Origin of the sequence: Psychrobacter sp. P11F6, from assembly GCF_001435295.1 — a bacterium.
In the GTDB taxonomy this organism is placed as follows: Bacteria; Pseudomonadota; Gammaproteobacteria; order Pseudomonadales; family Moraxellaceae; genus Psychrobacter.
This window is the reverse complement of record NZ_CM003594.1, coordinates 1462123-1474782: the sequence shown is the minus strand read 5'-3', so window position 1 is coordinate 1474782 and position 12660 is coordinate 1462123. Positions and strand designations below refer to the sequence as shown.

Genomic DNA, 12660 nt, shown 5'->3' with positions numbered 1-12660 from the left:
AATAATCAAACATACAAGCGAAAACTACGATACGTTTACTGTTGGTGACATGGTCACATCTGTTTCTGTGTGCCCTAGCATTTGTACGCGTTGATCACTAAACATATCCATATCAGGTGCCAGCGTACGCATAAAGCGATCAAAATAGAGCATCTGCTTGGTCAATAAAGCAAAGTCACGTGGGAAATGTATGCCATGGCGCTTACCGACTTCTACAATCTCAAGCATCATTTTATTTAGCTCATCGGCTTGCTCTTTGCTATTAAAAGGCACACCACTGGTAAAGGATTTGTCCTCCGCCATAATAGTCTTCATCATACGCTGCAAATCATTACCCAATGCCACTACATCGACTTTATTGCCACCATGGGTCATTTCCATATCAATCATATGGCGCGCCATCGCTTGATAGTCACTGTCCTGCATGGCTTGCATCATACCCATGCACGCACGCCAACTCTCAGCTTTTAGCTTACCGACAATACCAAAATCTAAGAAGCCAATACGACCATCGGTTAATAGCATCAAATTGCCCGCATGCAGGTCAGCATGGAAACTGTTGCACAGCATGAGACTGGCAAACCACGTATTCAAGGTATCCGCCATGACTTGCGCAGGATCAGCACAATACTGACGCATGAGCGACTCATCGACCATAGATACGCCGTACAAGCGGCTCATGGTTAGTACACGCTTGGTCGTCAGCTCTTCATATACTTTGGGTGCTACCACGCGCGTATTACCTGATATGGCTAAGAACTGCTGAAAATCGCGGATGTTTTGTGCCTCAGCGATAAAGTCAGTCTCGGCAAGCATGCGCAGGCGAATCTCATCGATAATCGGTGCAATACTGGCAAACTTCATCGACGGCATCAGAATCTCAAGTAACTTAGTCACCCCATGCAATACGCCCAAATCCGTTTGCATAATGGTCTCGACGTCAGGCTTTTGTACCTTTAATACGACTTCATCGCCATTATGCAACTGTGCCGCATGCACTTGCGCAATAGAGGCTGATGCTAGTGGCTTTGAGTCGATATGGGCGAACTTATCAGCGAGCGTCATGCCATCAACGGCCAACTCTTCTTTCAATACCTGCTCGATATAAGCATAGGACAATGGCGTGGTTTGATCCAAACAGCTCTGAAAAGCTTTCACATATTCGCGTGGAAACAGTGACGGCGTACTGGCGATAAACTGACCAATCTTGATATAAGTCGTGCCCAACTGCTCAAACGTTTCTTTTAATAATGTGGCATCAGGCTTTTCACCTTTTGCCACTCTCAGCGCAGATAAACCTGCCACGCTGGCTGTTTGGCGAACACGGTTCATGACATTGAAGGTATGCTTTAATAAATGCGGGCGATGAATTTTCATAAAAAACAACTATGGTCATAAGGAAGGTTTTTGAGAATAAGCGATTATAAATAATGACAAGCTACACAGCTACTAATGAACAATCACTAATGACTGCTACAGACAGGACACTGCGCATCTTGGCGATAGCCCATTAGCCGCTGCTGCATATGGCTACCATCCCATATTAATAGCTTATTTGTCAGTGGATTTTTGGTTAATCCCAAATACTGCAGGGCAGCATTCGCTTGCAAATTACCCATGATAGCAGTGGTACTCGCTAGCACACCTGAGTTGGCACACGTACGCTCATCAGCCGCGGCATCAAGTACTACCGAACCAAACACGCAATGATAACAACCAGTGTTTAGTTGCGGCTCAAACAGCGCCAACTGACCTTGTATCCCAATCGCTGAGGCAGATAATAGCGGGATTTTATAGCGCACGCTAATACGATTGATGACATCACGCGTAGCAAAATTGTCGGTGCAATCTAAAAGCAAATCAGGCTTGCCTGTCGCCATATCGAGCAATTCATAAGCATTGTCTTCGCTTAGTCTTGCAACTGTACCGCGAGCGGTAATTAAAGGATTAATACGCTCTAACATGTGCGCCGCTGTTAGCGCCTTAGTTTTACCGATATCTTCAGGTAAAAACAGCGTTTGTCGCTGCAAGTTGCTGGCTTCAATGATGTCATCATCTATCAGATGAATTTGCCCAAGTCCTGCACGCACCAGCGTCTCAGAAGCAGGACAACCAAGCCCGCCTGCCCCTATCATGACCACACGAGCTGATTTTAAGCGTAGTTGAGCGTCAATATCCCAACCATCTAATAATATCTGCCTCGCATAACGCAGCAGCTCTTCATCCAACAACTGCCCTTTATCTGATGTGTGCGCCATATTTATTACCAATAACCTATTATTAAAGAAGTCTACTAACAAAAATCTAATGACTTAATTTGACCCAGCGTAACACGATCATTACCACCATAATCTTGTACTGTACGCACAGATTCAAAGTCACTGTCTACAAACAACTTGCGAACGGCATCACCTTGGTCAAAACCATGTTCGATAGCCAGTAGCCCACCGACACGCAAGTATTTCGGTGCCTGTCCTACGATATGCTCTATATCGGCAAGCCCATGATTGGGGGCACTTAAGGCACTAATAGGCTCGGCTACAAGGCGTGCCAAATGCTCATCTTCCTCATCGATATAAGGAGGATTGGACACAATCACATCAAATAATAGCTCGCCATGAATGGGCAGCTTGTCATACCAACTGCTTTGTATAAACTCAATATCAGCAACATCATTGATAGCTGCATTGTGCTGAGCAACCTTGAGCGCTTCTGGCGACATATCCACCGCAACGACTTGCCAGCTTTCGGCCTTACTGTCTGAATGCTGCGTATTTAACTCGTGAGCGAGACTAATCGCAATACAGCCTGAACCTGTCCCTAAATCCAGTAACCGTTTTGGGCTGCTGACACTGTTTGGCTGAGATTTTATCCTAGTTAATACTTGCTCAATCAGTATCTCAGTATCAGGTCGCGGAATTAAAGTGTGCTCATTAACAGTAAACGTCAGTGACCAGAACTCTTGCTGACCAGTCAAATACGCAAGTGGTATTCCTTGCTGCATCTTCGTTACACCTGCATTGAACTCCGAAAGCTCGCTGTCTGTTAGCTGGTAACCTTCATCCATCATTAAAAATATCGCAGGCTTATCGATGACATATAATAGCCAATCGGTGAGCCAAAATGGCGGTAGCTTGCTGTTCTCAGCCTCATTCGTCAATTGCTGAATGTGCTGCTTGATTTGACGAATGGTCGATGCTGTCATAAGTAACTCTTAAAAATATTATGCATTAATGAGAATAAGAACACTGCTTAGCCTACTCTGACGCGCGTGGTGGTTCTTTGGTGTCGGTCAGGTTTGGATTCGCCTTGGCCAACTTATCACTGCTTCCATCATTATTGTCATCGCTATAAATATCATCGTTATCACCAATGACGATATGTTTATCAACAAAGTAAATCAATGCCAAAATCGGAATCCCAATAGCGAAAGTAAAGATAAAGAAAAATGGATAGCCCATATTATCGACGATAGTACCTGAATAACCACCCATCACCTTGGGAATGAGCGTCATTAATGAAGAGAAAATCGCATACTGCACTGCTGTAAAACGAATAGACGTTAGAGCAGATAAGAAAGCAATAAACACGGCACTCGCCAGCCCTGCTGCCAAGTTATCAAATATGACCGCAACATACATAAACGGCAAACTGCCTGGGTTGTAAGTTAGTAGTACAAACAATAAATTGGTCGCACACGCAAGAATTGCCCCAATCATCATGGCATGCATCATACGGAAACGCTGTGCCAATAGCCCACCTAAGAACCCACCTGCAATCGCCATAATCACGCCGACGAGTTTCACTGCATTGGCAATATCTGTTTTACTAAAGCCCATGTCTTGATAAAAAACGTTGGAAATAACGCCCGCCACGATGTCTGAAATTCGATATAGCCCAATGAGCGCCAATAGTAATAACGCCTTTTTGCCATAGCGTCTAAAAAAGTCTAAAATCGGCTCGACCCAAGTTGCCATGGCTACTTCTTTTTTCACCAACCCTACTTGTACCAATGCATAACCTGCTACTATCGCTACACCCAAGCTTATCAGCAGATGCAATGTTTCAACAAAGAAGCTAGGAAATGCCCCTTCGAACTCTGGCAATACTTGTCCCATTAATATATAAGCAGCGATAAATGCGATCACTGAAAACACAAACAATGCCACCAATCTCACATAACCTTCGCGAGTTTCGGCAACCAATGGGGCTTTATTAATAATTTTTGGTTGATTGATGATGAAATACAACAGCAGCAACGGTGCGCAAGCGACCAGTGCCAAAAAGTAAAACTTAATCGCTGGCATGACCATTAACGGTATCATCGCCAATGTGCTATCGAACACTGTATTAATCAAAATATTGATCAGATAAATAATGCCAAAAATCAGACCTGGGATAAGTAGTAAAGCAGAATAAATAAGAAATACTTTTAAATTGCCCTTTTGCTTTTTACTTTGCAACGTTTCAGCCGTTGGCTCATAGCTGGCAAACGTGGTTAATACTCCTAAGGTCATGACACCTGCCATAATGTAGTAAGTATTTCGCCATGCCTCATAACTATAAAAAGTCTCATTCGAGCCAAAAAAATCTGCCAAATATAACGCGCCTGCCCCCGCAACGATCATGCCGATACGATAACCCGACACATAAATAGAGGATAGAATGGATTGCATCGATGGCGGCGCAAGCTCGATGCGGTAAGCATCAATCACGATATCTTGGGTGGCAGAAGAAAAGCCAAGCAAAACCGCAGCCCCTGCCATGTAGACTAAAACGTCTTCACTAACTGGATTAACATTTGCCATCAAAAAGATAGCCAATATGATAAGCAGCTGTGATACCACCATCCAACTGCGACGACGACCCAACCATTTGGTCAAAAATGGCACAGGAAGCGCATCTATTAATGGCGCCCAAATAAATTTAAACGAATAACCCAGTGCCGCCCAACTAAACATGGTCACAACACTACGATCAATGCCTGCCTCTCTAAGCCAAAGTGATAAACTTGAAAAAATAAGCAGTATAGGAATACCCGCTGAAAAGCCCAAAAACAACATGATAATGACACGAGAGTCTAAATAAGCCTTTGCAGCCTCTCCCCATGATTTTTTGACAGCTGATTGATTGGGTGGCACAGATTTGACAGCAGACATAATCGCTCACTAGCACTTAAGAAAAAGAACACAACCGCGCACAATTTTTATCAATCATTAGTATCATCTATCGGTAACTGACACTGATAAATAGCACTGATAAACGGGATCGATAAAAATTGCTTAACGTTGCACAAATACAGCCATTACAACAAAATTGAATTATGGTACTTGAGAACGCTGACCTTGACTAGACATTCTAACGATATTTTTGCATTAACCTTTCTTTCTACTGGTTAATAAAACCTAGCTTATAGATTAGGGTTTGCTTTCATATTAAGAATAGCTATAAAAATAAGGAAAATATCGTATTTTGCATCATAACCGTTTTATATAAACCCCTTTCTCTTGTGATTAGCCAATCATCATCCTGATAAGTTATTAATAATTAATGCTTTAATAACCAGAAATTCTTGCTACATTCTTACTTTTATATATTTATAAATTAAAATGTTATTTGACATACCATTTATTTTATAAAACAACGCGTTTGTATAAATTGCTTCCCTAAATCAATCATTATTCTATATGCTAGAGATGACAAATAATTTTTGCGAACAATAGTAGATAACACACTCGATTGCCATTTATCTGATTACTGCCTAGGAGCCACATGATGACTAACTCAAACTCAACATCAGATGCTGCAAGTAACACCACTTATGATAAAGGAGATGGACATGGACCAACCATTCATAGTGAAAATGTAGATACTTCGCACGAGCCACAACGTCCAAGCATGGGTGGCTGTCCTGTCATGCACCAAGCGCATACTACGAACGCCTCGGCAGCAACCGACTGGTGGCCTAATAGCTTAAATTTAGATATCTTGCATCAGCAGGATCACAAAACCAATCCAATGGATCCTGACTTTGATTATGCAGAAGCCTTTAAGCAATTAGATTTAGAAGGCGTCAAGCAAGATTTAAAAAATCTAATGACTGAGTCACAGGCATGGTGGCCAGCAGATTGGGGTCATTATGGTGGGTTGATGATTCGTATGGCTTGGCATTCTGCCGGTACTTATCGGCGCTCTGACGGCCGCGGTGGTTCTAACACTGGTAATCAACGCTTTGCGCCATTAAACAGTTGGCCGGACAATGTCAACTTGGACAAAGCACGTCGTCTATTATGGCCAATCAAGAAAAAATATGGTAACAAACTTTCTTGGGCAGATTTGATGATACTAGCGGGTAATATGGCTTATGAATCTATGGGCTTTAAGACGTTAGGTTTCGCTGGTGGACGTGCCGATATTTGGCATCCAGAAAAGGATATCTATTGGGGTTCTGAGCGTGAATGGCTGGCGGCTACCAAAAATCGTTATGAAAATGATAATCAGCGTGAATCACTAGAAAACCCTTTAGCAGCGGTACAGATGGGCTTGATTTATGTCAACCCTGAAGGCGTCGATGGCAACCCCGATCCTATTAAAACGGCACAAGATATTCGTACCACTTTTGCTCGTATGTCAATGAATGATGAAGAAACGGTCGCCTTGACGGCTGGTGGTCACACGGTTGGTAAATGTCATGGTAATGGTGACGCCACCTTATTAGAAGATGAGCCAGAAGCTGCTGACATCAAAGAGCAAGGTCTAGGTTGGCGCAACCCTAAAGGCACAGGCAATGCTGGCGACACCGTCTCAAGTGGTATCGAGGGCGCATGGACCACGCATCCAACCCAATGGGATTATGAATATTTTGAGTTATTGCTAAATCATGAGTGGGCACTGACTAAGAGTCCTGCTGGTGCTTGGCAATGGGAACCTATCGATATCAAGGAAGAGGATCGTCCTTTAGATGCACATGATCCAAGTGTACGCCGCAACCCTATCATGACCGACGCTGATATGGCAATGATTAAAGACCCTGCTTACCGTAAAATTTCAGAGAACTTTCATCAAAATCCAGAATATTTCGATGAGGTATTTGCAAAAGCTTGGTTTAAGCTTACCCATCGTGATTTGGGGCCAAAATCTCGCTATTTAGGAGCGGATGTGCCAAGCGAGGACTTCACTTGGCAGGATCCAATTCCACAAGGCAATATTGATCTGAGCGCTGATGATATTGCGATCTTAAAAGCACAGATACTAGGCAGTGGTATCGACCATCGCGAATTTATTATTACCGCTTGGGATAGCGCTCGTACATTCCGCGCCTCAGACTATCGCGGCGGCGCCAATGGTGCACGCATTCGTTTAGCCCCGCAAAAAGACTGGCTAGGTAATGAGCCTGAGCAATTGGCTCGCGTACTTGAGGCGCTCACTGCCATCCAGACGAACTTTGATAAAGACGTCAGCATCGCGGATTTAGTGGTACTCGCTGGTAACACCGCCATTGAAAAAGCAGCAGCTAATGCAGGTGTGCAAATTGAAGTGCCATTCGATGCGGGTCGTGGCGATGCGAGCGATGAGATGACTGAAACAGAGAGCTTCTCTGATTTAGAGCCACGACATGATGGCTACCGTAACTGGATCAAAGGCAGCTATGCCATATCACCTGAAGAGATGCTATTAGATCGTACTCAGCTGATGGGCTTGACTGCACCTGAAATGGTCGTTTTAATCGGTGGTATGCGTGTCTTGGATACCAACTACGCTCAGAGCCAACAAGGGGTCTTTACTGAGCGTGCTGGAACACTTAGCAATGACTTCTTTGTGAACTTGACAGACATGAGCTATTCTTGGCATCCCGTTAAGACAGACAATAATGGCGCCCCTGCCCTCTATGAAGTGCGTGAGCGTGCTACTGGCAATGTAAAATGGCAAGCCAGCCGCGTAGACCTAGTGTTTGGCTCAAACTCCATACTACGCGCTTACGCTGAGCTTTACGCACAAGACGATAACCTAGAAAAATTCGTTCATGACTTTGTAACTGCTTGGAATAAAGTGATGAATGCGGATCGTTTTCGCTAGAGGCAGCCGCAAATCGTATCATTATTGAAGTTGTAAGCTAAGACAGTCATCGAAAGATGGCTGTTTTTTTATGTTTGTATCACATCTAATTCAAAGTAAATATTATAATGAATACGCCCTATTTATTAGAGAATTAAATTATGAATATAGCCTTATTTGACTTTGACGGTACCATAACGAACACAGACACCTTTACCAAATTTATATTATTCGCAGCAAATAAAAGAAAAATTAATGTAGGTAAAATCATTTTATTACCAACTATCGTTAAATATAAGCTAGGTAGATTACACGGTAGCGAGATTCGAAAAAAAGTTTATAACTTCGCTTTTAAAGGGACAAATGAGGGACAGCTTAGAATAAAAGGTGAAGCATTTTCTGAGCTGATGATACCTAATTATATAAGAGCTAATGCTTTCGAAAAAATAAAATGGCATCAACAAAGAGGAGACATCGTCGTTATCGTCTCTGCATCTTTGGATTTATATCTCAATCCATGGTGTATAAAATATGGACTAGACTTGATATGTACTAAGGTAGATGTCGTTGATGGTATATTGACGGGTAACTATCTCAATGATGACTGTAGCGGAATAACGAAAAAGCAGTTGGTTGAACAAAAATATAATCTAAGTAATTTTGACACTATATATGCTTATGGAGACACATTAGAAGATGAAGAGTTGCTGAGTCTAGCAGATGAAAGATTCTATCAGTACTTCTGAGTACTCAAAAACAATTTCAATGTATACTTTTAATCACATATTCCAAATACGTATAAATAGATAACTATTAAGTATATACAAGAATAAACACTTTGTTTTACACTACCTGCTTACTGCATATTTGTACATTTTCACTTTTGTATACAGACAGGGTTTGTATATTTATACAATAGGATTTAGTTATGGCAATCGACGTAGTGGTCAATCAGCGGCATTTACAGATTCAGCTCAAGCAGTTGGAGACAGTATGGCATACGGTGATTAATGGCTATAACTTAAGTCAGGCGGCGACCGTACTGCACACCAGCCAATCTAGCCTATCAAAACATATTGCGGCACTTGAAAATCAGCTCAAAACGGAAGTATTCGTCCGTCAAGGCAAACGCCTAACGGGTCTTACGACCATGGGCACAGCACTAATGCCGCATATCGAATCTATCTTCGCCGAAATCCGTACGATTGAAAACCTAAGTCTCGATTTTAATAATCCGAATATTGGCACGCTGACGATTGCCACCACTCACACGCAAGCGCGATATGTATTGCCGCAAGTCGTCAAAGAGTTTAAAGAGCGTTTCCCCAAAGTCAACCTAATACTACAACAAGCGGATCCAGAGACCATCGCGCAGATGGTCATTCGCGGGCAGGCAGATATTGGCATTGCAACCGAGTCTTTACTTCATAACAATTATTTACGCTGCTATCGCTATTATGACTGGACGCATCGCGTCATTGTGCCAAGCGATCACGAACTGGCCAATCACGAGTCTGTGGATTTGCCGACCCTCGCCAGCTATCCGATTGTGACCTATCACGGTGGCTTTACGGGGCGCGGTGCGATTGACAAAACTTTTGAAGAAGCAGGATTGGAACCAGATATCGTACTAGCAGCACTCGATGCTGATGTAATCAGTACTTACGTAGGTCTGGGCTTGGGTATCGGTATTATCGCAGAGATGGCGTTTGAACCGAGTCACTATCAAAATTTAACGGCGATACCTGTAGATCACTTTGGGCGCTTTACCAGTTGGATGGCGGTACGTGATGATGCAGAAATTCGTCAGTATGGTCGAGCATTTATGGAACTATGTCAAAAACAATTTAGCCAGTAAAGAACCATTAATTCATATTTTCACTAAACGTCAATGGCATCGTTATCAACAGATAATGATGTCATTTTCTATTCTCATTTCTACTCAAAATCGACTGCCACGCATGTGATTATTATAACTCTACACCATTATTAAGATTTGTTATCGTCTTAACTTCTGACCTTTATATTCAATAGAACCGCCCCATTATATGAACTATTGAGCGACTAGTTACAGCAATATTGAATTAGCCCTAGATTCTTGAGGTGCTGGTTTATCATTGCTGTCGCTAGTCTCTTTTATAACTAGAATCAAATACCAATATAACCATGTCGTTGAAAGGCGGCATCATAAAAACAGGTGATTTATGAGTAACGCTATTCCCTTATCCTTTTTAGATCTAGCCCCCGTGCCTGAAGGTAAAACCATCGCTGAAGGCATTGCCCAAACAGTTGAGACAGCACAGCAAGCAGAAAAAGTCGGCTTAAACCGTTATTGGATGGCAGAGCACCATAATATGCCGGGCATCGCTAGTGCAGCGACGTCAGTACTACTAGCGCATATCGGTAGCCAAACCAAGCATATACGTATTGGTGCGGGTGGTGTGATGCTTCCGAACCATGCACCGCTCGTCATCGCTGAGCAATTCGGCACTTTGCAGGCATTATATGGTGATCGCGTAGATTTAGGGTTGGGTCGTGCGCCGGGTACTGATGGCGCAACCTTTCAGGCACTACGCCGTCAGATGCAAGATGCTGATCGCTTTCCGCAAGACGTCCAAGAATTGATGTACTTTTTAGGGAACGGTACAGATAATAGCCCAGTACAGGCATTTCCTGGGGCAAAGTCAAACGTTCCTATCTGGATATTAGGCTCTTCTCTTTTTGGGGCTACGTTAGCGGCGCATTTGGGACTTCCTTATGTGTTTGCCTCACACTTTGCACCGCAAATGCTTGGGCAAGCGATTACAGCTTATCGTGAACAGTTCAAACCATCAGCCTATTTAGATAAGCCTTATGTCATGCTGGCAGCCAATTTATTACTCGCCGATGACGATGCTACTGCACAGTATCATTTTACCTCTGCGCAGCAAAGTTTCGTACGCTTGCGCCGTGGTGAAACAGGTCAAATGCCGAAACCTACTCACGATATGGACAGTATCTGGAGCCCTGCTGAAAAAATGATGGTGGATAGCGCATTGTCAGTGTCATTCATCGGTTCTGTGGAAACTGTCAAACCGAGACTGGCGGCATTCCTTGCCCAGTATGAGCCAGACGAGCTGATTGTGACGGCTAACGTTTACGATCAGGCAGCGCGCATGCGTTCACTGGAACTTACACCTGAGTTAAATTTATTTACTTTACAATGAAATCAGACACTTGCATAATTATTGATAAACCTTAGCTGGATGTTTGACATGGACGCAACTCCTATTATCGGTGCCTCACTGCTTATCGGCTCATCAATATTTATGTACATTGTTGCCTTTCTTGCGGTGATGGCTGTCGGTGGTTATTTGACCTATCGCACCAGCCCAAAGCGTAAGCAGCGGCGCGAAGACCAACGTAATAAAGACAATTCAAATTAATAACCGCTCTAAAAATATGCTGGGACGTATTAATTTAACGTCTAAAGCAATATAAAAAACCCTCTTTTCTTATTTAGAAAGAGGGCTTTTTTTGGCTTGCTACATAATAAAAACACAGCAATCTTTACGTACTTTCACTTAGATGGCATTACCATTCAACTGACGAGCCAAGATTTTTTTGTGCGGCTTGTTGTGCGACATATAGAGCGACTGCTGCATCAAAACTGGCTGCACCAACCGATTTGAATAACGTAACACCATTATTAGACCTAGCGGTTTTTTCTTGTAGCGCCCCAGTGACTAGCGCTTGTAAGTCACCACTGAGGTCGTCCCATGTCCATGCACAATCGACACTATCGTGAGCTTGGATTAAATCGCCCGCTTCATGACGACTGCCAACCAAATCATCGACAACGACCATGCGACTGTTTGCAATGACATCATTGCTTATCTCTTTCATTGAAGGCTGATAGGCGCCGACTGCGTTGATGTGTGCATCAGATTTAATATGGTTGAGATCAAACAAACCTTCTGTTGCGCGGGTTGCGACATTGATAACATCTGCATCACGGATAGCATCATTGATATTTTCGCAAACCGTTATGGTAACGTCCCATTGTGGATAATCACGAGTAAATTTCACTTTGAAAATCTCACCGCCTTCCCTGCTTCTATTCCATAAATATACTGTTTTAATCTCAGGACGTACTGTCATTACCGCATGTAATTGCTCATAAGCCATGCCACCACAACCGACCACCGCCACACTTTGACAGTCAGCGCTTGCCATATATTTGGTCGCAATGCCTGACAATGCCGCCGTACGCACTTGGGTAATATAAACCCCATCCATAATTGCCAATATCTCACCAGTATCATTGTTTGACACGGTAATAATCGCCGTTGTGGTTGGTAAATTTCGGCTCGGATTATCAGGACAAATGGTGACCAATTTTACGGCTGTATACTCGTTTTTACCATCATAAATCGTCGCAGGCATTGATAAATGCGAACCTGAGCGATGAGTGTCATCTTCACTAAAAGTTTCAATGACCAAACGTTCAGGCGCTTTGATCCAATTGGGGTGCGCTGCCTGTTGATGTAACAATGCTTCTATCGCCCCAATGGCAGATTGCATATTGAGATGTTCGGTCACGATTGCTTTGCTTAGTAATTGCAA

The 12660-nt window shown here is 43.2% G+C and carries 10 protein-coding genes; 5 read left to right on the top strand and 5 right to left on the bottom strand.

The annotated features are described in order from the left end of the window. Positions 1–24: 24 nt before the first annotated feature. The 4 genes from AK822_RS06085 to AK822_RS06070 form a co-directional block, all read right to left on the bottom strand. A complete protein-coding gene (locus AK822_RS06085; protein WP_060490940.1) occupies positions 25–1377 on the bottom strand; it encodes an ABC1 kinase family protein in 1353 nt (450 codons plus the stop codon). Between the two features lie 86 nt (positions 1378–1463). Further along, positions 1464–2258 (bottom strand): HesA/MoeB/ThiF family protein, encoded by a 795-nt coding sequence (locus AK822_RS06080; RefSeq protein WP_060490939.1) that lies wholly within the window; start codon positions 2256–2258, stop codon positions 1464–1466. Positions 2259–2293: 35 nt separating this feature from the next. Continuing rightward, complete coding sequence (gene prmC, locus AK822_RS06075; protein ID WP_060490938.1) at positions 2294–3205, bottom strand: peptide chain release factor N(5)-glutamine methyltransferase; 912 nt, start codon at positions 3203–3205, stop codon at positions 2294–2296. A 52-nt stretch (positions 3206–3257) separates the two neighbouring features. Then, positions 3258–5159, bottom strand: a complete 1902-nt coding sequence (locus AK822_RS06070) for an AmpG family muropeptide MFS transporter (RefSeq protein ID WP_060490937.1) — start codon at positions 5157–5159, stop codon at positions 3258–3260. A 739-nt stretch (positions 5160–5898) separates the two neighbouring features. Here AK822_RS06070 and katG point away from each other — a divergent pair. From katG to AK822_RS14845, 5 genes are all read left to right on the top strand, one after another. Continuing rightward, the gene (katG, locus tag AK822_RS06065) at positions 5899–8076 is read left to right on the top strand and encodes a catalase/peroxidase HPI (protein ID WP_060492189.1); all 2178 of its coding nucleotides are present in this window, start codon (positions 5899–5901) and stop codon (positions 8074–8076) included. 140 nt (positions 8077–8216) lie between these two features. Then, positions 8217–8801, top strand: a complete 585-nt coding sequence (locus AK822_RS06060; RefSeq protein WP_060490936.1) for an HAD family hydrolase — start codon at positions 8217–8219, stop codon at positions 8799–8801. Between the two features lie 182 nt (positions 8802–8983). Beyond that, positions 8984–9913 carry a LysR substrate-binding domain-containing protein gene (locus tag AK822_RS06055; protein ID WP_045446223.1) on the top strand — a complete coding sequence of 310 codons (930 nt, stop codon included), beginning with the start codon at positions 8984–8986 and terminating at the stop codon, positions 9911–9913. Between the two features lie 346 nt (positions 9914–10259). Continuing rightward, complete coding sequence (locus AK822_RS06050; RefSeq protein ID WP_055124150.1) at positions 10260–11261, top strand: LLM class flavin-dependent oxidoreductase; 1002 nt, start codon at positions 10260–10262, stop codon at positions 11259–11261. Positions 11262–11309: 48 nt separating this feature from the next. Beyond that, positions 11310–11480 (top strand): hypothetical protein, encoded by a 171-nt coding sequence (locus AK822_RS14845; RefSeq protein ID WP_157292364.1) that lies wholly within the window; start codon positions 11310–11312, stop codon positions 11478–11480. Positions 11481–11628: 148 nt separating this feature from the next. On the opposite strand, the gene AK822_RS06045 is transcribed toward AK822_RS14845, so the two are convergent. After that, the gene (locus AK822_RS06045; protein ID WP_087945573.1) at positions 11629–12660 is read right to left on the bottom strand and encodes an ornithine cyclodeaminase family protein; all 1032 of its coding nucleotides are present in this window, start codon (positions 12658–12660) and stop codon (positions 11629–11631) included.